The organism is Geopseudomonas sagittaria (assembly GCF_900115715.1).
In the GTDB taxonomy this organism is placed as follows: domain Bacteria; phylum Pseudomonadota; class Gammaproteobacteria; order Pseudomonadales; family Pseudomonadaceae; genus Geopseudomonas; species Geopseudomonas sagittaria.
Window position 1 is genome coordinate 360,102 of the sequence record NZ_FOXM01000002.1, and the last position, 22,688, is coordinate 382,789.

At 67.1% G+C, this 22,688-nt stretch carries 17 protein-coding genes and 2 pseudogenes; all 19 read left to right on the forward strand.

Features of this window, described 5'->3' with window-relative positions; translation table 11 throughout:
• The first annotated feature begins 4 nt into the window (after positions 1-4).
• Positions 5-328: a flagellar transcriptional regulator FlhD gene (flhD, locus tag BM297_RS03940; protein WP_092428489.1), complete on the forward strand. Its 324-nt coding sequence runs from the start codon at positions 5-7 to the stop codon at positions 326-328.
• An 11-nt stretch (positions 329-339) separates the two neighbouring features.
• Positions 340-939 (forward strand): flagellar transcriptional regulator FlhC, encoded by a 600-nt coding sequence (flhC, locus tag BM297_RS03945; RefSeq protein ID WP_092428491.1) that lies wholly within the window; start codon positions 340-342, stop codon positions 937-939.
• Between the two features lie 183 nt (positions 940-1,122).
• Positions 1,123-2,010, forward strand: coding sequence for a flagellar motor stator protein MotA (gene motA, locus BM297_RS03950; protein WP_092428493.1), 888 nt, complete (start codon positions 1,123-1,125; stop codon positions 2,008-2,010).
• On the forward strand, positions 2,007-2,966 hold the full coding sequence (gene motB, locus BM297_RS03955) for a flagellar motor protein MotB (RefSeq protein WP_092428495.1): 960 nt from the start codon (positions 2,007-2,009) through the stop codon (positions 2,964-2,966). Before motA ends, motB begins: the two co-directional genes overlap by 4 nt.
• 8 nt (positions 2,967-2,974) lie before the next feature.
• Entirely contained in the window at positions 2,975-5,176 is a 2,202-nt protein-coding gene (gene cheA / locus BM297_RS03960; protein WP_092428497.1) for a chemotaxis protein CheA, read from the forward strand.
• Entirely contained in the window at positions 5,177-5,671 is a 495-nt protein-coding gene (locus BM297_RS03965; protein WP_092428499.1) for a chemotaxis protein CheW, read from the forward strand.
• Between the two features lie 165 nt (positions 5,672-5,836).
• Positions 5,837-7,483 (forward strand): methyl-accepting chemotaxis protein, encoded by a 1,647-nt coding sequence (locus BM297_RS03970; protein WP_092428501.1) that lies wholly within the window; start codon positions 5,837-5,839, stop codon positions 7,481-7,483.
• A 55-nt stretch (positions 7,484-7,538) separates the two neighbouring features.
• Complete coding sequence (locus tag BM297_RS03975) at positions 7,539-8,867, forward strand: methyl-accepting chemotaxis protein (RefSeq protein WP_175526580.1); 1,329 nt, start codon at positions 7,539-7,541, stop codon at positions 8,865-8,867.
• A gap of 63 nt (positions 8,868-8,930) precedes the next feature.
• On the forward strand, positions 8,931-10,655 hold the full coding sequence (locus BM297_RS22255; RefSeq protein ID WP_092428504.1) for a methyl-accepting chemotaxis protein: 1,725 nt from the start codon (positions 8,931-8,933) through the stop codon (positions 10,653-10,655).
• Positions 10,656-10,800: 145 nt separating this feature from the next.
• Positions 10,801-12,210 (forward strand): annotated as a pseudogene (locus BM297_RS22260) (methyl-accepting chemotaxis protein); the annotation flags it as partial.
• A 332-nt stretch (positions 12,211-12,542) separates the two neighbouring features.
• Positions 12,543-13,406 carry a CheR family methyltransferase gene (locus tag BM297_RS03990; protein ID WP_092428653.1) on the forward strand — a complete coding sequence of 288 codons (864 nt, stop codon included), beginning with the start codon at positions 12,543-12,545 and terminating at the stop codon, positions 13,404-13,406.
• 137 nt (positions 13,407-13,543) lie between these two features.
• Positions 13,544-14,605 carry a protein-glutamate methylesterase/protein-glutamine glutaminase gene (locus BM297_RS03995; protein ID WP_092428508.1) on the forward strand — a complete coding sequence of 354 codons (1,062 nt, stop codon included), beginning with the start codon at positions 13,544-13,546 and terminating at the stop codon, positions 14,603-14,605.
• Positions 14,606-14,743: 138 nt separating this feature from the next.
• Complete coding sequence (cheY, locus tag BM297_RS04000) at positions 14,744-15,133, forward strand: chemotaxis response regulator CheY (protein ID WP_092428510.1); 390 nt, start codon at positions 14,744-14,746, stop codon at positions 15,131-15,133.
• Positions 15,134-15,156: 23 nt separating this feature from the next.
• The gene (gene cheZ / locus BM297_RS04005) at positions 15,157-15,840 is read left to right on the forward strand and encodes a protein phosphatase CheZ (RefSeq protein WP_092428512.1); all 684 of its coding nucleotides are present in this window, start codon (positions 15,157-15,159) and stop codon (positions 15,838-15,840) included.
• A gap of 205 nt (positions 15,841-16,045) precedes the next feature.
• Positions 16,046-16,519 (forward strand): annotated as a pseudogene (locus BM297_RS22360) (methyl-accepting chemotaxis protein); the annotation flags it as partial.
• Positions 16,520-16,540: 21 nt separating this feature from the next.
• Positions 16,541-16,930: a CZB domain-containing protein gene (locus BM297_RS22365; protein ID WP_245768203.1), complete on the forward strand. Its 390-nt coding sequence runs from the start codon at positions 16,541-16,543 to the stop codon at positions 16,928-16,930.
• 144 nt (positions 16,931-17,074) lie between these two features.
• Complete coding sequence (gene flhB, locus BM297_RS04015) at positions 17,075-18,238, forward strand: flagellar biosynthesis protein FlhB (RefSeq protein ID WP_092428516.1); 1,164 nt, start codon at positions 17,075-17,077, stop codon at positions 18,236-18,238.
• A complete protein-coding gene (flhA, locus tag BM297_RS04020; protein WP_092428518.1) occupies positions 18,235-20,319 on the forward strand; it encodes a flagellar biosynthesis protein FlhA in 2,085 nt (694 codons plus the stop codon). The genes flhB and flhA overlap by 4 nt, the downstream gene beginning before the upstream one ends.
• Complete coding sequence (flhF, locus tag BM297_RS04025) at positions 20,319-22,688, forward strand: flagellar biosynthesis GTPase FlhF (RefSeq protein ID WP_092428520.1); 2,370 nt, start codon at positions 20,319-20,321, stop codon at positions 22,686-22,688. The genes flhA and flhF overlap by 1 nt, the downstream gene beginning before the upstream one ends.

The window sequence follows — 22,688 nt, forward strand, 5'->3', positions numbered from 1 at the left end:
ATCCATGAGTGTCGATAGTCTGCTGGACGATATCCAGGAGCTGAATCTCTCCTACCTGCTGCTCGCACAGAAGCTGCTGAGGGAGGATCCGGTGACGGCAATGTTTCGCCTGAAGCTCAGCCCGCAAACGGCTGATCTGGTTGCTGAGTTGTCGCCCAAGCAGCTCGTGCAGCTGTCGCGTACCCGTCAGTTGTTGTGTCGCATGGTGCTGGATGACGCCGAGCAGTTGGCGCGTCTGACCCAAGGGCAGCGCGAGCAGGGGTTGGGGCAGATCCATGCCGCTCTGCTGATGTCTGCGGTGGCTCCTGTTGGTGTTTCGGCGGGTTGAGCGGGCTTGTGATGACAGAGAAGAGTCTGCTCAACGAAATGCTGCAAGTGCAGCTGGCGATCGATCTGATCGAGCTGGGCGCGCGGTTGCAGGTTCTCGAAACGGAAACCGATCTCAGTCGCGGTCGGCTCATCCGCCTGTACAAGGAAGTGCGCGGCGTATCGCCGCCGAAGGGAATGCTGCCGTTTTCCACCGACTGGTTCATTACCTGGTTGCCGAACATCCACTCCTCGCTGTTCTACAACATCTACGAGAACCTGGTGGTGAGCCATGGCTGCGAGCGCATGGAGGCCTTCGTCAAGGCCTATCGCCTGTATCTCGAGCAAATTGGCCTGAGCGACGAGGACGAGCTGGTGCTGGGGCTGACGCGCGCCTGGACCCTGGTGCGCTTCTTCGAGAGCGAGATGCTCGAGCTGGTGCGCTGCACCTGCTGCAGCGGTCGCTTCGTTGCCCACGCCCATGCCCCCAAGCGGGGCTATGTCTGTGGCATCTGTCAGCCGCCCTCGCGCGCCGGCAAGACCCGCAAGCAGCGCGAGGCCAGCCTGGAGGTTGGCCCGAGCGTGGCCGATGCCTCCTTCGAGGCGGGCCCCATGGCGGTCGGGCAGCGCTGATCGCCTTTCCGGGGCACCCTTGTGGTGCCCTGGAGCCTTTCCTGCAGCGCACCGGCGCAATCCTCCCAGCCGCACTGATCACCACGGCTTTCTGTCTGCCACAACACGAAAAGCCTCAAGTTCCACCAGGGCTTGCCGATAGCACTCAGGTCATCTCCTGATTTGACCCAAGGAAGTGTTGTTGTGCTGATCGTGATCGGATTCGCCGTGGTGCTCCTCTCCGTGTTCGGCGGCTACATGCTGTCCGGCGGCAGCCTTGGCCCCCTGTACCAGCCCACCGAGGTGTTGATCATCTGCGGCGCGGCGCTGGGCGCCTTCCTCGCCGCCAACCACGGCAAGGCGATCAGGGGCACCTTCAAGACCGCCTCCACCCTCAAGCGCAGCCTCAAGTACGACAAGGCGATGTACATGGAGGTGCTGGCCCTGCAGTACAAGCTGCTGGCCAAGGCGCGCCGCGACGGCATGCTGGCCATCGAGCGGGATATCGACAGTCCGGGCGAAAGCGCGGTGTTCGGCGAGCACCCGCAGCTGCTCGACGATCCGATGATCATGAATTTTCTCACCGACTACCTGCGCCTGATGATCAGCGGCAACATGAGCGCCCACGAACTCGACGAGCTGATGCTGCACGAGATCGAGTCGTTCGAGCATGAGGCGCACATGCCGGCCGATGCCCTGACCAAGGTCAGCGATGGCCTGCCGGCCTTCGGCATCGTCGCCGCAGTGATGGGCGTGGTGAAGACCTTGAGCATGGCCGCCGACGCGCCGCCCGATCAGATGGGCATGATGATCGCCCATGCGCTGGTTGGCACCTTCCTTGGCATCCTGCTGGCCTACGGCTTCGTCGCGCCGCTGGCCAGTCGCATCGGTCGTCAGGTGGCCGAGGCGGTGAAGATGCTGCAGTGCCTGCGCGTGACCCTGCTGGCCAGCGTCAACGGTTATGCGCCGCAGATCGCCGTGGAGTTCGGCCGCAAGGCGCTGGATACCGTCGAGCGCCCCACGGCTGTCGAGCTTGAAGAGCACGTGCGCAACCAGAAGCCGGCGGCGGCCACCAATACGGAGGCCGCATGAGCGGCGACCGTCCGATCATCATCATTCGCCGCAAGAAAGCGGCGCATGGCCACCATGGTGGCGCCTGGAAGATCGCCTTTGCCGACTTCATGACCGCGATGATGGCGTTCTTCCTGGTCATGTGGATTCTCGCCTCGTCGAGCAAGGAAACCCGCGTGGCGATCGGCGAGTACTTCAGCACGCCGCTGCTGGTGGCGATGGCCGGCGGCGACAAGTCGAGTGCCAGCGACAGCGCGATCCCCGGCGGCGGCGATGATCCCAGCCATGTCGAGGGGGCGCGGGCGCGCATCGACGTGCGCGAAAGAACCCGTCCCAGTGACGAGCAGGCGCGCCTGCAGAACCTGCAGAAGCGCATCGAGGCGGCCATCGAGGCCGATCCGGTGCTGCGCGAGCTGCGCGCGCAGATCCGCATGGACCTGACTCCCGAGGGGCTGCGCATCCAGCTGGTGGATACCGAGCAGCGGCCGATGTTCGAGGTCGGCAGCGCGCGGGTCGCCCCCTACATGCGCAGCCTGCTGCAGACCATCGCGCCGCTGCTCAACGAACTGCCCAACAGCATCCAGATCGTCGGCCACACCGACAGCCGTCCCTATCCCGGCGGCGAGGCCGGCTACGGCAACTGGGAGTTGTCCAGCGAGCGCGCCAACGCCTCGCGCCGCGAGCTGGTCACCGCCGGCCTGGCGCTGGACAAGCTGCTGCGCGTGGCCGGCATGGCCGATCGCATCCCGTTCGACGACAGCGATCCGCACGATCCGATGAACCGGCGCATCGCCGTCATCGTCCTCGACCAGCGCACGGCCGCGGCGATCATGCAGCAGAGCTCCTTTGCCCTCGACCCCGAAGGCGCCGCCGAAGCCGAACCTGTGGTGGCCGAGCCTGCTACAGCCGTCCCAGCCGGCAGTGCCGTGCCCGTGTCGCCCCAACCCGCTATCGAAACCACCCTGAACCCTGAGTGAGTGCCCGCATGGATATCACGGATTTCTACGAAACATTCTTCGAGGAGGCCGCAGAGCTGCTGGGCGACATGGAACGGCACCTGCTGGAGCTGGATATCGACAATCCGGACAGCGAACAGCTCAACGCCATCTTCCGCGCGGCGCACTCGATCAAGGGCGGCGCGGGCACCTTCGGTTTCGAGGTGCTGCAGAAGACCACGCACATCTTCGAGAACCTGCTCGACCATCTGCGCCGCGGCGAACTGAAGCTGCGCCGCGATATCGTCGACACCTTCCTGGAAACCAAGGACATGCTGCAAGACCAGCTGGACGCCTACCGCAACAGCGCCGAGCCGGATGCGGAAGCCTTTGCGCGCATCTGTCAGACCCTGCAACAGCTGGCCCTGGAGGAGATCGGTCACGCGCCTGCCGCCGCTCCTGCGCCGAGCGCTCCGCCAGTGCCGGTGCCGGTTGCGCCGGCGGTGATCGCTGCCGCGCCTGAACCGGCAGTGAGTGCCGCGGCGGCTGACGGCGAGGTGCGCCTGAGCGTGACCCTGCTCGGTGTCAGTGAGAGGGACCGCCTGCTGCTGGTCGACGAACTCCAGCAGTTCGGCACCATTCGCAGTCAGGGCGGCGATGTGCCGCGCTACGAGGTCGAGCTGCTGACCGGCGAGGACGCCGACGACATCGCCGCGGTGCTCTGCTTCATCGTCGAGCCCGAGCAGCTGGAAATCTGCGTGCTGGGGATCAGCGACAGCACGCCGGCGCCGGCCGCGGCAGCGCCGCTGGAGCCGATCGCGCAACTGGTGGCCGCCTTCGCTGCGCCGGCGGCCAGTGCTGCCCCGGTGGCGCCCGCTGCCCCTGCCCCTGCCGCGGCAGCGGCTCCGCTCGCCGTTGCCCCGGCGGCCAGTGTTCCCGCCGCCGTGCCCGCGCCGGCCGTTGTCGCAGCACCGGCGCCCGCCAAGGCCGCGGCGAGCAGCCCGGCCGCGGCCCGGCCCGCTGCCGCCAGCGCCGAGTCCAGCAGCCTGCGGGTGCCGGTGGACAAGGTCGATCAGATCATCAACCTGGTCGGCGAGCTGGTCATCACCCAGTCGATGCTCGAGCAGACCGCCAGCCAGCTGGACAGCGCCCTGCATAGCGAGCTGATCAACAGCATGAGCCTGCTCAAGCGCAACGCGCGCGACCTGCAGGAAGCGGTGATGTCGATCCGCATGGTGCAGATGGACTACGTGTTCAGCCGCTTCCCGCGCCAGGTGCGCGATCTGGCGGCCAAGCTGGACAAGCAGGTCGAGCTGGTCACCGAGGGCAAGTCCACCGAGCTGGACAAGAGCCTGGTCGAGCGGATCATCGATCCGCTCACCCACCTGGTGCGCAACAGCCTAGACCACGGCATCGAGTCGCCGGCGCAGCGCGAGGCGGCTGGCAAATCGCCGGTCGGCCGGCTGACCCTGTCCGCCCAGCATCAGGGCGGCAACATCCTCATCGAGGTGCGCGACGACGGCGCCGGCCTCAATCGCGACAAGCTGCTGGCCAAGGCGCGCAGCCAGGGCCTGGCGGTGGCCGACAACATGCCCGACGACGAGGTCTGGCAGCTGATCTTCGCCCCCGGCTTCTCCACTGCCGAGCAGGTCAGCGACGTGTCCGGTCGCGGCGTGGGCATGGATGTGGTGCGCCGCAACATCCAGTCCATGGGCGGCCATGTGCAGATCCTCTCGCGCTTGGGGCAGGGCACCACCATCCGCATCGTGCTGCCGCTGACCCTGGCGATTCTCGACGGCATGTCGGTGCGGGTCGGCAAGGAGATCTTCATCCTGCCGCTCAGCGCGGTGATCGAGTCCCTGCAGCCGCGCAGTGAAGACCTCTACTCCATGGCCGGCACCGACCTGCTGCTCAAGGTGCGCGACGAGTACCTGCCGGTGGTGGCGCTGCACCAGACGATGGATGTGTCCGGCGCGCGCACTGCGCCGACCGAGTCGATCACCGTGATCGTCCAGGGCGAGGGGCGCCGCTATGCGCTGCAGGTCGACGACCTGATCGGCCAGCAGCAGGTGGTGGTGAAGAACCTGGAAACCAACTATCGCCGCGTACCGGGGATCTCCGCCGCCACCATTCTGGGTGACGGCAGCGTCGCGCTGATTCTCGATGTCGGCGACCTGCAGCGCCTAAACCGCAGTCAATCCGCCGCGCGCGACCCGCGCAGCGCCGTTGCTCCCCTTCAGGAGGTTATCTAAATGTCCTTCAGCCATTCGTCCGACCCCGCCGCCCTCGAGGCCCAGACCCGCGAATTCCTGGTGTTCTCGCTGGGTGACGAGGAATACGCCATCGACATCCTCAAGGCCCAGGAGATCCGCGGCTACGAGAACGTCACCCGAATCGCCAGCGCGCCGCCGTTCATCAAGGGCGTCACCAACCTGCGCGGGGTGATCGTGCCGATCGTCGATCTGCGTATCAAGTTCAACCTCGACCGCGTCGAGTACGACGGCCAGACCGTGGTCATCGTCGTCAACGTGGCCGGCCGGGTGGTTGGCGTGGTGGTCGATGGCGTGTCCGACGTGCTCAGCCTGACCCCCGAGCAGATCAAGCCGGCACCGGAGTTCGGCCTGTCGCTGTCCTCCGACTACCTCAGCGGCTTGGCCAGTCTGGAGGACCGCATGCTGGTGCTGGTCGACATCGACCGCATGCTCACCAGCGAGGAAATGGCGCTGGTGGAAAAGACCGCGGCCTGACTTCGGCAGCCGGAGCGACGACCCAGGGCGGGGTGCCATGTCACGCCGCTGGGCCATCAAGATTCGCCCCGGGTTTGCCGATAGATGAATAACCCGGTCGGGGCTGCGCCTGCCTGGTTGCTCGCTGGGCCACAAGCAAAAAAAAGACACTACGGGGTTTATGGGATGCGCAATCTGACGACGAGCCAAAAACTGTGGGGCACCCTGATTGCCGCCTGGCTGGCCATGCTGGTGCTGATGTTCTGGAGCGCCTGGGTGACCCGCAGCGTGATGGTCGAGGAGCGCAAGACCAAGGTCGAAAGCCAGGTCGAGATTGCCCGCTCGGTGATCCGGGATGTCGCCGCGCAGGTCCAGCGCGGCGGTATGAGTCTGGAGGCAGGCCAGCTGTACGCCGGCGAACTGATCAAGAGCATGCGCTACGACGAGGGGCGCGGCTATTTCTTCATCTTCGACGACAGTGTGGTGGTTGCCCATCCGACCATTCCGGCCAGCACCTCGGTCGAGGACTTCAAGGATGCCGACGGTCGCCATCTGTTCGTCGAGATGGCCCAGGCGGTCAAGGCGGCTGGCGAGGCGGCCTACATCGACTACCGCTGGAAGCATGCCAATGGCTCCGAGCTGGAAAACAAGCGCTCCTACGTGCGTGCCTTCGAGCCCTGGGGATGGTACATCGGCACCGGCACCTACATCGCCGACATCAACCAGATGTTCATCCGCAAGCTGATCGAGTCGGCCATTGGTCTGCTGCTGGTCGGTCTGCCGCTGTCGCTGCTGATGGGGTGGGTGATCCGCGACCTGCTCGGCCGTCTGGGCGGCGATCCGCGCTATGCCGTGGCGGTGGCCCGGCAGATTGCCGAAGGCGACCTGAGCAAGGCGCCGCTGCTGCGTGCCGGTGATACGCAAAGCCTGCTGGCCGACATGAACCGCATGCGCGAATCGCTCGGCCAGACCATCGGCGACATCAGCCGCAGCGCCCATGAAGTGCAGGTCGAGTCCGAGGAGATCAGCCTCGGCAATGCCGAGTTGGCGGCGCGCACCGAGCAACAGGCCGCGGCCCTGGCGGAAACTGCCTCGACCATGGAGCAGCTGACCGCCACCGTGCGGCAGAACGCCGAGAGCGCCGACCAGGCTCGCCGCCTGGCCTCCAACTGTGCCGACAACGCGCGCAAGGGCGGCACGGCGATGGAGCAGGTGGTCGAGGCCATGCTGGCGATCCAGTCCAGCGCCAGCCAGATGTCGAGCATCGTCGACACTATCGACGCGATCGCCTTCCAGACCAACATCCTCGCCCTCAATGCCTCTGTGGAGGCGGCGCGGGCCGGCGAGCAGGGCCGCGGCTTTGCCGTAGTGGCCGGCGAAGTACGCAAGCTGGCCAGCCGCAGCGCCGAGGCGGCGCACGAGATCAAGGGCTTGATCGACGGTTCCGGCGGTCAGGTGCGTACCGGCAACGAGCGGGTGCGCCAGACCGGCGAGCTCATCCGCGGCATGGTCAGCGACATGGGGCGCCTGAATACCCTGATCGGCGAGATCTCCTCCGCCTCGGCCGAGCAGAGCCATGGCATCGAGCAGGTCAGCGTGGCGGTGGCGCAGATGGACCAGATGACCCAGCGCAACGCCGGCATGGTGCAGGACAGCGCGCATGCTGCGCAGCGCCTGAGCCAGCAGAGCGTGCGCCTCAACCAGCATGTGGTGCGCTTCGTCATCGATGGCAACAGTGCTGAGCGGCGATCCCGCGCGTCCAGCGACGAACGCGATGTCGCACGTTTCGACCGCGCCGCGCATCTCGAGCAGACCGAGAGCGCCTGGACCTGAACGCTTGTGCGCGAGCCCGTCGAACGGCGGCAGGCTCGCGATAGAGGAGAGCAAGGTGAATAGACTACTGAACAACATGACCGTGCGGCTGAGCTGGAATCTGGTGTTGGGGCTGTTCGCCGTGCTGGTGTGCAGCCTGAGTGCACTGGGCTTGTACAGCCTTGGCTTCGCCGAGCAGACCATCGCGTCGCTGCAGCAGGCCGGCCAGCTGGAGTCCTTCGGCGTGTTCGCCAGCGTGATGCGCTGGATCATCGTCATGATCCTGCTGGTGTCGGCGGGCAGCATCGTCGCCGTGGTCTGGGGAGTGAACCTCAACGTGATCCGTCCGCTGCATCGGGTCGTGGCGCATTGCGAGCAGATCGCCGCGGGCAACCTTGCCGAGCACATCGAGCACGGCAACGCCAACGAGATCGGTCAGCTATTCACCTCCCTGGGCAACATCCAGCAGCGCCTGGCGGCCACGGTGGGCACCGTGCGCCAGAGCAGTCAGCTGATCCACGATGGCGCCCAGGAGATTGCCGAAGGCAACCGCAACCTGTCCTCGCGGACCATCGAGCAGGCCGCCTCGCTGGAGGACACCGCTTCGAGCATGGAGCAGCTGACCTCCACTGTTGGCCAGAATGCCGACAACGCCCGCCAGGCCAGCCAGCTAGCGGCCACCGCGGCGCAGGCCGCGCAACGCGGCGGCGAGGTGGTCAACGAAGTGGTCAGCACCATGGGCGAGATCAGCAGCAGTTCGCACAAGGTCGCCGAGATCATCAAGCTGATCGACTCGATCGCCTTCCAGACCAACATCCTCGCCCTCAATGCCTCGGTCGAGGCGGCGCGTGCCGGCGAGCAGGGCCGCGGCTTCGCCGTGGTCGCTGGCGAGGTGCGCAGCCTGGCCAGTCGCAGCGCCGATGCCGCCAAGGACATTCGCACCCTGATCGGCGAGTCGGTGGCGCGGGTCGAGACCGGCAGCAGCCTGGTCGGCCAGGCCGGCAACGCCATGCAGGAAATTGTCCAGGCGGTGCAGAAGGTCGCCGACATCATGGACGAGATCGCTGCCGCCTCGCAGGAACAGAGCAACGGCATCGGCCTGGTCAACCAGGCGGTGACCCAGATGGATCAGGTCACCCAGCAGAACGCCGGCCTGGTACAGGACTCCGCCCGCGCCGCCAGTGATCTGGTCGGCGAGGCCCAGCGCCTGCGCGAGGCGGTCGAGGTGTTCCGCATTGCCCAGCAGCAGCTGCAGCGCCCGCTGTCACGACAGCCGGCGGTCGACTCCTGGGCGCGCCAGCAGTACGAGAGTGCCGAGCGCAAGGTGGCCACGGAGGCGCAGCCTCCGGCCAGCCGCACGCCGTCGAAGCCTGTCGATGCCGATGACGACTGGCAAACCTTCTGATCCGCAAACAGCCCTGACAGCCCCTCAACAATAAAAACAGCCTGTCATACATGGAGAGTCCGCATGCGCAACAACCAGCCGGTCACCCAGCGCGAGTACGAGTTGGCCGATGACACCTTCCTGATTTCGCGAACCGATCTGCAGGGGCGGATCACCTACGCCAACCCGACCTTCATCAAGGTCAGTGGCTATTCGTGGGAGGAGCTGCACGGGGCCAATCACAATCTGGTGCGCCATCCGGACATGCCGCCGGTAGCCTTCGCCAACCTGTGGGAGACCATCAAGGACGGTCACTCGTGGAACGGCCTGGTGATGAACCGGCGCAAGAACGGCGACCACTACTGGGTGCGTGGCAATGTCACGCCGACCGTCGAGGATGGCCAGGTGGTCGGCTACACCTCGATCCGCCGCAAGGCCACCCGCAGTGAGGTCGAGGCTGCCAGCGAGGCCTACCGACTGATTCGCGAGGGGCGTGGCAACCACCTGGGGCTCGATCGCGGCAACCTGGTGCGCCGCGGCCCGGCCGGTTGGTGGGCGCGCCTGCAGACCTCCTCGATGCGCTTTCGCTTCGCCCTGATCCGCCTGATCGCCCTGCTGATGGTGGCCGGCAACAGTGTGTCCGGGGTGACCAAGTATCTAGAGGGCGGCGCCGGCCTGGAGATGCTGGCCGAAGCGGTGATGGCAGCGCTCGGCGTGCTGCTGCTGGTCATGACCCATCGCGCGGGACGGGTGTTGCTGCGCGGCCTCGAAGCCTCGGCCGACTACATGGCGCAACTGGCCGCGGGCAATCTCGATGTGCGCCTGAGTAATAGTCGGATCAGCGAGATCGCCCTGCTGATGCGTTTCCAGGATGCCCTGCGCAAGAGCATGCGCGGCATCTCGATCGACGTGAGCAACAGCGTCGACTCGCTGGCGGTGGCGGTGGACGACATCGCCAAAGGCAACGTGGAGCTGTCCTCGCGCACCGAACAGCAGGCCGCTTCCCTGCAGCAGACCGCCGCGAGCATGGAGGAGCTGACCGCCACCGTGCAGCAGAACGCAAGCAACGCCCGCCACGCCAGTCAGCTGGCCAGCGATGCCTCCAGCAGCGTGCGCGAGAGCGGCGAGGTGATGGGCCGGGTGGTTGGCACCATGAGTCAGATCACCACCACCTCGCGCAAGATGACCGACATCATCAACGTGATCGATTCGATCGCCTTCCAGACCAACATCCTCGCGCTGAACGCCTCGGTCGAGGCGGCGCGCGCCGGCGAGCAGGGTCGCGGCTTTGCCGTGGTGGCCAGCGAGGTGCGCAACCTGGCCAGCCGTTCGGCGGATGCCTCCAAGGAGATCCGCGGCCTGATCGTCAGCTCCTCGCAGCAGATCGACGAGGGCGCCGAGTTGGTGCAGCGCGCCGAGCAGAGCATCGAGGATGTGGTGGCGGCGGTGACCAAGGTCAACGACATCATGGGCGAGATCGCCGCCGCTTCCGCCGAGCAGAGCAGCGGCATTGCCCAGGTCAACCAGGCCGTGGCGCAGATGGACGACGTGACCCAGCGCAACGCCGGACTGGTGCAACGGGCTGCCAAGGCCTCGGCCGAGCTGCACGGTCACCTGGAGAATGCCCTGCGCACCATGGGCGTGTTCCAGCTGGAGGGGCAGCAAAACAAACAGCTCCCATCGCCAGCGCCGCGCGCGGCGGCCGATGCTGGCCGGCAGGTGTCCGCGCGCATGGCGGTCCCGGCGCAGAACAATACCGCGGCCCGGCGCAGCAGCGCCGAGCCGGTCGAGGAGTGGAGCGAGTTCTGAAGGGTTCGATAAACACGGAGGTTTCGCATGGAGTGTCTTTGGACGCGATTCAACGCCGAGCGCTGCGGGTTCTCCCCGCCGCGCTGGACTGAACACTAAATTCGTCGGCACTCAGCCGGCCGCAATATCCGTGGAGCAAGTCAGTATGCGTAACAACCAGCCGGTCACCCAGCGCGAGTACGAACTGCAGGAGAGTGATTTCCTGATTTCGCGTACCGATCTCAAGGGCCGGATCACCTACGCCAATCCGGCCTTCATCGAGGTCAGTGGCTATGCGTGGGAAGAGCTCCACGGTGCCAACCACAACCTGGTGCGCCATCCGGACATGCCGCCGGTGGCCTTCGCCAACCTGTGGGAAACCATCCAGCAGGGCAAACCCTGGAACGGCCTGGTGATGAACCGGCGCAAGAACGGCGACCATTACTGGGTGCGCGCCAACGTCACGCCGACCGTCGAGGACGGCCGGGTGGTCGGCTACACCTCGGTGCGTTCGAAGCCGACCCGCGGCGAGGTTGCCGAGGCCAGCGTAGCCTACCGGGAGATCCGCGAAGGCCGCGGCAAGCATCACGGGCTCGATCGCGGTCGCCTGGTGCGTCGTGGGCCGCTCGGCTGGCTGGCGCGCGCTCAGCCGTCGTCCCTGCGTTTTCGGCTATGGCTGATGATGGTCATTGCGCTGGTGATCGTTGTCGGTTGCAGCCTCACCAGCTGGATGGACTTCATTGCCGAAGGCTCCAGTCTGGAAGCGATTGCCCAGATGGGGCTGGCTCTGCTCGGTGCGATATTGGTGGTCCTGGCAGTGCAGACCAGCCGCTCGGTGCTGCAGGCTGTTGATGCCTCGGTCAACTACATGGCGCAACTGGCTGCCGGCAATCTGGAGGCCCGGCTGGCTGACTGCCCCATCACCGAAATGGCCGCACTGATTCGCTTCCAGGGTGCCATTCGCAATAGTGTCGCCAGCATCGCCCGCGACGTTAACCACAGCGTCAACTCGCTGTCGGTGGCGGTGGAAGAGATCGCCCGTGGCAACGAGGAGCTGTCCACCCGCACCGAACAGCAGGCCGCTTCCCTGCAGCAGACCGCCGCGAGCATGGAGGAGCTGACCGCCACCGTGCAGCAGAACGCCGGCAATGCCCGTCACGCCAGCCAACTGGCCAGCGATGCCTCCAGCACCGTACGCGAGAGCGGCGAGGTGATGGGTCATGTGGTTGGCACCATGAGCCAGATCACCACCACCTCGCGCAAGATGACCGAAATCATCAACGTGATCGACTCGATCGCCTTCCAGACCAACATCCTCGCGCTGAACGCCTCGGTCGAGGCGGCGCGCGCCGGCGAGCAGGGTCGCGGCTTTGCCGTGGTGGCCAGCGAGGTGCGCAACCTGGCCAGCCGTTCGGCGGATGCCTCCAAGGAGATCCGCGGCCTGATCGTCAGCTCCTCGCAGCAGATCGACGAGGGCGCCGAGTTGGTGCAGCGCGCCGAGCAGAGCATCGAGGATGTGGTGGCGGCGGTGACCAAGGTCAACGACATCATGGGCGAGATCGCCGCCGCATCCGACGAGCAGAGCAGCGGCATTGCCCAGGTCAACCAGGCCGTGGCACAGATGGACGACGTGACCCAGCGCAACGCCGGTCTGGTACAGAGCGCGGCGAAAGCGTCGGCCGACCTTGAAGGCCACTTGACCGATGCCCTGCGCACCATGGGAGTGTTCAAGCTGCGCAACCAGCCGGAGCGTGCCGCGGCCAGGGCGCCGCGCCGTGAGATTGCACGCGAGCGCCGCGTCGAGCCGCGTGCCCCAGCCACTCCACCGACCGCTCGCCGCGAAATCCCGGCGGTCGAGGAGTGGAGCGAATTTTGACAACTCACAGGGAGTAGGTGTTGAGCAATCCGATGACCGCTGAAGCCACCTCCAGCACGGCCTTTGGTCGCGATCTGATCCTGACCGATGCGGATTTCCGACGTATCTGTCAGTTGATCTACGACCGTGCCGGCATCGTGCTGGCCGACAACAAGCGCGAGATGGTCTACAGCCGTCTCGCCAAGCGCCTGCGCCTGCACGGCATGAGCCATTTCGGCGAATATCTCGACCGTCTTGCGCGCCAGCCCGGCGCGCGGGAGTGGGAGGCGTTCACCAATGCGCTGACCACCAACCTCACGGCGTTCTTCCGCGAGGCGCACCACTTCCCGCTGCTGGCCGCCCATGTGGCCGGCCGGCGCGAGCCGGTGCGGGTGTGGTGTGCGGCGGCATCGACCGGCGAGGAGCCCTATTCGATCGCCATGACCCTGAGCGAGGCGCTTGGCCCGCAACTGGCCAGCCAATCGCGGATCGTCGCCACCGACATCGACAGCGATGCCCTGGGCAAGGCCAGGACCGGCGTTTATCCGCTCAAGCAGGTGCTGGAAATGGGCGAGGAGCGCGCGAGGCAGTTCTTCCTGCGCGGCAGCGGCGAGCGCATCGGTCTGGCGCGGGTGCGTCAGGAGTTGATGAGCATGGTTGAGTTCCGCCAGCTCAACCTGCACGACGCGCAGTGGCCTATCAGCGGTCCCTTCGACGTGATCTTCTGCCGAAACATCATGATCTACTTCGATAAACCGAGTCAGGCGAAGATCCTCAAGCACTTCGTCTCCTACCTGAAGCCCGATGGCCTGCTGATCACCGGCCACTCGGAGAACTTCACCTACATCAGCGACGACTTCGTGCTGCGTGGGCAGACCGTGTACACCCTGCGCGGCGCGGCCCAGCCTAAAGGCTGAACTCCTGAAGACCGAGCTTCTAAAGACTGAGCCGGCGCGGCCGATAAGTGCTGATAGACAGGTGTGAACTGCATCACAGCGGCCGGTGAGGGGAAAAGCCCCCGGCTGGCAATGAGCTGAACGCGAAGGAGAGCAGCTTGAGTGTCCCCAAGATCAAGGTTCTGTGTGTCGATGATTCGGCGCTGATACGTGACCTGCTGCGCGAGATCATCAACTCGCAGCCGGACATGGAAGTGGTGGCGGTGGCCGCCGACCCACTGGTGGCGCGCGACCTGATCAAGCAGCACAACCCCGACGTGCTGACCCTCGACGTGGAAATGCCGCGCATGGACGGCCTCGACTTTCTCGACCGGCTGATGCGCCTGCGGCCGATGCCGGTATTGATGGTGTCGTCGCTGACCCAGGCCGGCTCGGAAGTCACCTTGCGCGCGCTGGAATTGGGCGCGCTGGATTTCATCGCCAAGCCGCAGATGGGCATCCGCCACGGCATGCTCGACTACAGCGAGCTGATTGCCGACAAGGTGCGCGCCGCCGCCCGCTCGCGGCCGCGCCAGGCCGCACCGGCCAGCGCGCCACGTCCGGCGGTGCTCAAGGCGCCGCTGATCTCCAGTGAGAAGCTGGTGATCATCGGTGCCTCCACCGGCGGCACCGAGGCGATCCGTGCCGTGCTCGAGCCGCTGCCGGCCAACAGCCCGGCGATCCTCATCGCCCAGCACATGCCCGGCGGCTTCACCAAGTCGTTCGCCGAGCGCCTCAACCGCCTGTGCAACATCGCCGTCAAGGAAGCCGAGGATGGCGAGCGCATCGTGCCGGGACATGCCTACATCGCCCCGGGCACCGCGCACCTCAAGCTGGTACGCAGCGGCGCCAACTATGTCGCGCGCCTCGACGACGGTCTGCCGGTCAACCGCCATCGCCCGTCGGTGGACGTGCTGTTCCGTTCGGCGGCGGAAAGCGCCGGGCGCAACGCCATCGGTGTGCTGCTCACCGGCATGGGCCGTGACGGCGCCCGTGGTCTGCTGGACATGCGTCAGGCCGGTGCGTTCACCTTCGCCCAGGACGAGGCCAGCTGCGTGGTATTCGGCATGCCGCGAGAGGGCATTGCCATGGGCGGTGCCTGCGAGGTGGTGCCGCTCGATCAGATGGCCGAGCGGATCCTGAAGCAGGTTTCGGCGTCGGGTCGGGCGCAACGGGTCTGATTTGCCGAGCCAACTGCAGTGCCGGAGCGCACGCGAGGTATTGGCCGCCCATGCGGCCAGTCTGACGGTAGGAAAAATTCTGAACCCGGGCGCTCGCGCCCCGGATCAACTAGCGCCATGAAACGATGAGGATAAACGATGGCCGACAAGAGTATGAGCATGCTGGTAGTGGACGACTTTCCGACCATGCGCCGGATCGTGCGCAGTCTGCTCAAGGAGCTGGGCTTCAACAATGTGGAAGAAGCCGAGGATGGCCAGGATGCCCTCAACAAGCTGCGCTCGGGCAAGTTCGAGTTCGTGGTTTCCGACTGGAACATGCCCAACCTCGATGGCCTGGACATGCTCAAGCAGATTCGCGCCGACGACAACCTCAAGCACCTGCCGGTGCTGATGGTGACTGCCGAGGCGAAGAAGGAAAACATCATCGCGGCCGCCCAGGCCGGCGCCAACGGCTATGTGGTCAAGCCGTTCACCGCCGCGATCCTGGAAGAAAAACTCAACAAGATCTTTGAGAAGCTGGGCAAATAACAAGCGCCCCGAGGAGACAGCTTATGAGCGTTGACGCACAGCAAGCAGCGACCAGTTGGGACGCGGCCCCCGATGAACTGATCCAGCGCATCGGCCAGTTGACCCGCATGCTGCGCGACAGCATGCGCGAGCTCGGCCTGGACAAGGAGATCGAGAAGGCCGCCGAGGCGATTCCGGACGCCCGCGACCGCCTGACCTACGTGGCGTCGATGACCGAGCAGGCCGCCGAGCGGGCGCTCAATGCCATCGATCGTGCCCAGCCGCTGCAGGACGAGATCGCCAAGGGCGCCAGCGCCCTGGACAAGCGCTGGGCGGACTGGTTCGCCAACCCCGTGGAGCTGGAGGAGGCCCGCGAGCTGGTCAAGGAAACCCGCGGCTACCTGGCCGAGGTGCCGCGCCAGACCCAGGCGACCCAGCGTGAGCTGATGGAAATCCTCATGGCACAGGACTTCCAGGATCTCACCGGCCAGGTCATCAAGAAGATGAACGAGGTGATCCGCGAGATCGAGCACCAGCTGATCCAGGTGCTGATCGAGAGCGTGCCGGACGGCAGTGAGGCGATCATCCTCAAGCGCCTGGCCGAAGGCGAGTGGGAACAGGAGAAGCCCAAGCAACTGCTCAACGGTCCACAGATCAAGCCGACCGCCGGCGATGCAGTCGCCAACCAGGATCAGGTCGACGACCTGCTCGACGAGCTGGGCTTCTGATCCCGCCGCTAGCGGTCAACGTAATTCACAGGTTCTTTTGATGATATTTGCCAGCAGGAAACAAGCAGCGCAGCGGGAACAGGCCGAGCAGGAGGCCCGCAAGTTGCTGGAGGACATCCAGCAGCTCGAGCAGCAGCTGCAGTCTGCCGACCAGACCCGAGACGGGCTGAGCCACGTCTATGCCAGCCATCTCAAGGGCAGCGGCATGCTCGAGGTGGTGCGCCAGAGCATTGCCGAGCGCGCCGAGGCGCTGGTCGAGGAGCGCAAGGAGCTGAAGAAGCTGGACGAGGTGTTCGGCGACGCGCGCAGCGCGGTGAGTGCGCTGGACAGCCGCTCGCAGCGCATCAACGAGCATGCCCAGGGCAGCACGCGCAGCGCCGAACTGCTCGACCACGCTGCTGGCAGCATCAAGGACCTGGTGGCGAACATCCAGAAGATCACCGACCAGACCAACCTGCTGGCGCTCAATGCTGCCATCGAGGCGGCGCGGGCCGGCGAGGCCGGACGCGGCTTTGCCGTGGTAGCCGGCGAGGTGCGACAGCTGGCGCAGCGCGCTGGCGTGGCCACGGCGCAGATCGACGCGCTGGTCGGCGAGATCGTCGAGCAGATCGCCAGCATCCGCAGTGCCGTGCTGCTGACCCAGGACAGCGCCACCGAGGTATCGGCGTCCTCGGTGCAGATCAACGAGGTAGTCGGTGTAATGATCGAGCGTTCCGAACATCTGCAGCACATCATCCGCGACACCACCACGACCTCCTTCCTCAACGCCACCAAGCTCGATCATGCGGTGTGGAAGAACCAGGTCTACCGCCACATCCACAACGCCGAGTTCGGCGCGCAGCTGACCTGTCATACCGAATGCCGCCTCGGCAAATGGTATTTCCAGGGCTACGGTGCCCGGCACTATGCCCATGTGCACAGTTTCCAGGCCCTCGATGCGCCGCATCGCGAAGTGCACGAAGCCGGCCAGCGCGCCCTGCAGGCCGGGCAGCAAGGCGATCTGCAGGGCATGCGCGAGGCGCTGGAGCAGATGGAAGAGGCCAGCATGCGGGTGGTCAACTGCATCGACGAGTTGATGCGCCAGCTCTGAGCCCAGCCACGCCGGGGCGGCTGACACAACCGCCCGCCGCTCGATAAGCCGGCGAATCCGCACGCTGTTTCGCCGATTGGCGGAAGGCGTTCGGCTGCACAATGCCTTTTTGCCCGTAGAGTCGCCGCAGGCGCGCACAAGGCCATGGCTGACGACAGCGATCAGGACGACAAGACAGAAGCGGCGACACCCCGGCGCCTGGAAAAGGCTCGCGAAGACGGGCAGGTCGCCCGTTCCCGCGAGTTGAGCACCTTCCTGCTGCTGGCTGGCGGTGTGGGTGGGCTGTGGGCGATGGGCAGCACGCTCTACGCCCAGCTCGGCCTGGTCATGGAGCAGTCGTTCCTGTTCGAGCGCGAGGTGGCGTTCGATCCGGCGGTGATGGTCGCCCACTTCACCAGCCTGGCGCGGCACAGCCTGTTCGCCCTGCTGCCGCTGTTCATTCTGCTGCTGCTGATTGCCCTGGTGTCGCCGATGCTGCTGGGTGGCTGGCTGCTGTCGGCCAAGTCGCTGGCCCCGCAGTTCTCCCGGCTCAACCCGCTCAAGGGGCTCGCGCGGCTGTTTTCCAGCCACGCGCTGGCCGAACTGGGCAAGGCGATTGCCAAGTCGCTGCTGGTCGGCTGGGTCGCCGTGCAGTTCATCTCCAGCCATGTCGGCGAGATGATGGCGCTGATGACCCAGCCGCTGCCGCAGGCGCTGGCCAATGCGCTGAGTCTGGCAGCGCAGGCCTGCGGCCTGATCGTGCTGACCCTGGTGGTGGTGATCCTCATCGACGTGCCCTACCAGCTGTGGAGCCATGCCAAGAAGCTGCGCATGAGCAAGGAGGATCTGCGCCAGGAGCACAAGGAGTCCGAAGGCGATCCGCACGTCAAGGGGCGCATCCGCGCCCAGCAGCAGGCGGTGGCGCGGCGGCGGATGATGAGCAAGGTGCCGAGCGCCGACGTGATCGTCACCAACCCGACCCACTACGCGGTGGCGCTGGCCTACGAGGACGGCAGCATGGGCGCGCCCAGGGTGGTGGCCAAGGGCACCGATCTGGTCGCCGCGCGCATCCGCGAGCTGGGCGCCGAGCACGGTGTACCGCTGCTCGAGGCGCCACCGCTGGCGCGCGCGCTGTACCGCCATGTGGATCTCGACAAGGAGATCCCCGCCGAACTGTATACCGCCGTGGCCGAGGTGCTGGCCTGGGCCTACCGGCTCAGGCGCGTGCGCGAGGAAGGCGGCGAGATGCCGCCGACCCCGCACGATCTGCCGGTCCCGGCCGAACTCGATGAACTCAACCGGCGCGAGATGCCCGAGGAATCCCGATGAATGCGCTGACCGTGTGGCTGAACGGTTCCGGCCTGCGTGCCGGTGGACAGGCGAGGCTGCTCGCCGGGCCGCTGCTGATCATCCTCATCCTGTCGATGATGATCCTGCCGCTGCCGCCGTTCGCCCTCGACCTGTTCTTCACCTTCAACATCGCCCTGTCGATCATGGTGCTGCTGGTCAGCATGTTCACCCAGAAGCCGCTGGACTTCGCCGCCTTCCCGGCGATCCTGCTGTTCACCACGCTGCTGCGCCTGTCGCTCAACGTGGCCTCGACCCGGGTTGTGCTGCTGAACGGTCACGAGGGCGGCGACGCGGCGGGCAAGGTGATCGAGGCCTTCGGCCACTTCCTGGTCGGCGGCAACTTCGCCGTGGGCCTCGCCGTGTTCCTGATCCTGGTGATCATCAACTTCATGGTCATCACCAAGGGCGCCGGGCGCATCGCCGAGGTCGGCGCGCGCTTCACCCTCGACTCGATGCCCGGCAAGCAGATGGCCATCGACGCCGACCTCAACGCCGGCCTGATCGGCGAGGACGAAGCGCGCCGCCGGCGCCGCGAGGTTTCCCAGGAAGCCGACTTCTACGGCTCGATGGACGGCGCCAGCAAGTTCGTGCGCGGCGACGCGGTGGCCGGCCTGGTGATCATGGCGGTCAACGTCATCGGCGGCCTGCTGATCGGCATGCTGCAGCACGACATGGCCTTTTCCAGCGCGGCGCAGACCTACGTGCTGCTGACCATCGGCGATGGCCTGGTGGCGCAGATTCCGGCGCTGGTGATCTCCACCGCGGCTGGCGTCACCGTCTCAAGGGTCAACACCGACGAGGACGTCGGCCAGCAGATGATCGGCCAGCTGTTCTACAACCCGCAGGTGCTGTGGCTGGCGGCCGGCGTCATGGGCTTGCTCGGCCTGGTGCCGGGCATGCCCAACCTGGTGTTCCTGCTGTTCACCGCGCTGCTTGGCACCCTGGCCTGGTGGATGGGGCGGCGCAAGGAGGAACAGCTCCTCGACCAGGTGAGCAATCCCGAGCTGCCGCCACCGGCCGAGACGCCGGAAGCCAGCTGGGACGACGTGCAACTGGTCGACACCCTGGGCCTGGAGGTCGGCCACCGGCTGATCCCGCTGGTCGACCAGCGCCAGCACGGCGAGCTGCTCGGACGGATCAAGAGCGTGCGCAAGAAGTTCGCCCAGGAAGTCGGCTTCCTGCCGCCGGTGGTGCATATCCGCGACAACCTGGAGCTGGGAGCAAACACCTACGTGATCCGCCTCAAGGGCGTCGAGGTCGGCCGCGCCGAGCTGCAGCCCGGCAAGTGGCTGGCCATCGACCCCGGCCAGGTGTCCGGCAAGCTGGAGGGCCAGGCCACCACCGACCCGGCCTTTGGCCTGCCGGCGGTGTGGATCGACCTCGAGCAGCGCGAGCTGGCGCAGGTCTACGGCTACACGGTGGTGGATGCCAGCACCGTGGCGGCCACCCACCTCAACCACCTGCTGCACCGCCACGCCAGCGACATGCTCGGCCGCCAGGAGGTCCAGCAGCTGCTCGACAAGCTCGGCGAGGACAACAAGGCGCTGGTCGAGGAGGTGGTGCCCAAGGCGATCAGCCTCACCACCCTGCAGCGCATCCTGCAGAGCCTGCTGGAGGAGGACGTGTCGATCCGCGACATGCGCACCATCCTCGACACCCTGGCCGAGCATGCCGGCGCGCAGTCCGATGCCCAGGATCTGGTCGCCGTGGTGCGCGTGGCCCTCGGTCGCTCGATCACCCAGCAGTGGTTCGGCGGCCAGGGCGAGCTGCGCGTGATCGGCCTGGATGCCGGCCTCGAGCAGGTGCTGGCGCAGGCCATGAACAACGGCGGCGCACTGGAACCCGGCCTGGCCGGCAACCTCATGCAGCTGGCCGAAACCGCCCTCAACCGCCAGGAAGCCAACGGCGACGCGCCGGTGCTGGTAGTCCAGCACCGCCTGCGCGCGCTGCTGGCGCGCTTCCTGCGCCGGCGCCTGCGTCACCTGGTGGTGATGTCGCTGGCGGAAATTCCCGATGACCGCATGCTGCGCGTAACCAGCCTGATCGGAGGCAATAACTGATGAGTGTCAGACGATTCGTCGGGGCCAACAGCCGCGACGCCATGCGCCAGGTGCGCGCGGCGCTGGGCGAGGACGCCCTGATCCTGTCCAACCGCACCACCGCCGAGGGCGTGGAAATCCTCGCCATGGCCGACGACGAACACCAGCGGCTGGTGCCCGAACAGGCGGCTGCTGCTCCCGCGCCAGCCCCGGCGCCGCGTCCGGTGCAACCCCAGCAGTCGGCACCGCCTGCCATGCCAACTGCCATGCCGCCGGGCATGCGCCAGCCGCCAGCGATGCCGCCGGCAGGCTTCGCCGCCCAGCGGGCCGCCGCCTACCAGCGCACCCAGGAGGACAGCGCGCCGCCGCCCGTGGCGGCGCCGACCCCGGCTGCGGACTTCGCCGCCCTCGGCGAGCTGCTGCTCGGCGAGATGCAGGGCATGCGCGAGCTGCTCAATCGGCAGATGACCCCGACCGCCAGCGCCGACAGCGGCGCCGGGCGTCTGCGCCAGGTGCTGCTGCTGGCCGGCTTCGGCGCCCACCTGTGCGACGAGATCCTCGCCGCGCTGCCGGCCGAGCTACAGCACGCCACGGTCAACGACCCAGCCGCCCGCGCCTGGCTGGAGCGCCAGCTGGCCGCGCGCCTGCCGGTGCCGGAGGACGAGAACGACCTGCTCGACGAGGGCGGCGTGCTGGCACTGGTCGGCCCCACCGGCGTCGGCAAGACCACCACCACTGCCAAGCTGGCGGCGCGCTACGTGATGCGCCACGGCAGCGGCCAGGTCGCGCTGCTCAGTACCGACAGCTACCGGATCGGTGCCCACGAGCAGCTGCGCATCTATGGCCGCCTGCTCGGCGTCGAGGTCCAAGCGCTGCCCGCCGAGGCGGCGCTGGATGGCGTGCTGGCGCAGCTGGCCGGCAAGCGTTTGGTGATCATCGACACCATCGGCATGAGCCAGCGCGACCAGCGCCTGATCGGCCAGATCGCCCAGCTCGGCGGCACCGGCCACCCGGTGCGCCTGATGCTGCTGCTCAATGCCGCCAGCCACGGCGATACCCTGGAGGAGGTGGTCGCCACCTACCAGCGCGCCGCCCGCGCCGCCGGTTCGCGTCTCGACGATTGTATCGTCACCAAGAGCGACGAGGCCGCCCGGCTCGGTCCGGTGCTGGACATCCTGATCCGTCACAACCTGCGCCTGCACTACCTGTCCAGCGGCCAGCAGGTGCCCGAGGACCTGCATCCCGCCGCGGCGCCGGCGCTGGTGCGCCAGGCCCTGGCGGCCAGCCAGGAGTCGCCGTTCGTGGCCGCCAGCAGCACGCCGGGCGCTCCCGGTCAGCGTCTGGAAGCCTTGTCGCGCGGCCTGCTCGGCCACGGCCGGGCGATGGCTGCGGCGCTCGACGGCCTGCGCCGCGAGGTCGACGGCTTCGCCCTGCTCGAGGCCGCCTGGCAGCTCGCTGCGCTGCCGCGCAGCCTGCAGGGCGAACGTCTGGCCGCGCTGCTCGCCGCCAGTCCGCCGTCCAACTCCGGCCTGCTGCTGTGGGGCCGCGCCGGCGCATTGCCGGGGCAGACCTGGCAGATGCCGCTGCTCAGCTTCGATAGCCTGGGCCGCCTGCAGGTCCGCCCCTGGCTCGCCCACCAGTTGCCGGCCGGCGCCTCGGCGCGGCTGGAGTGGGCCGCCCAGCAGTGGCCGCAGGCCGATCACCTGCTGCCGGCCAGCCCGGACGCCGCCACCCTGCGCGCCCTGGCGGCGCAGGGCAGCGCCTGGCTGGCGGCGGCCAAGGGCAACAGCCGGGTCGACTACCGCGGCGAGCGCTACGCCCTGCAGACCCTGGCCGAGATCGCCATGCCGCAGGCCAGCCTGCACTGCCGCTACCGCAGCCATGCCGTGCAGCTCGACCTGGCGCTGCTCGACGTCGGCCTCGACGCCAGTCGCGAGCGCGGCCAGCACAGCGGCCCGTGGCCGCTGCAGGCCTGGTTCGGCCAGTTGCACGACATCGACGGCGGTCGCCCGCCGCAGCAACGCTTCTGGCTGGCCAGCAGCGCCACGGCGGGCGAGGAGGGCCTGCTCCAGCAGCAGGCGCTGCTGCTGCGCCAGCTGCAGAGCGACGACCTGGCCAGCCTGACCGGCCGTGCCTGGCTGAGCCTGGAAGGGCTGTTCGATCCGCTGCAGGCCGAGCTGCGCCTGTTCCTCGCCGCCGGCCTGGCGGCCAGCGCCAGCCACCTGGAGCTGGCCGAGGGCGACTGGGCGATGGACGTGCGCGCCCAGCTGCTCAGCCTGGCCGGCGGTCGCCGCCAGCGCAGCGCCCAGCAGCATCTGGATGCCCTGCTGCACCTGCTGGCCGCCCGTGACACCCTGCGCCAGGTGGCCGGCGGCGCCGGCGTGCACTGA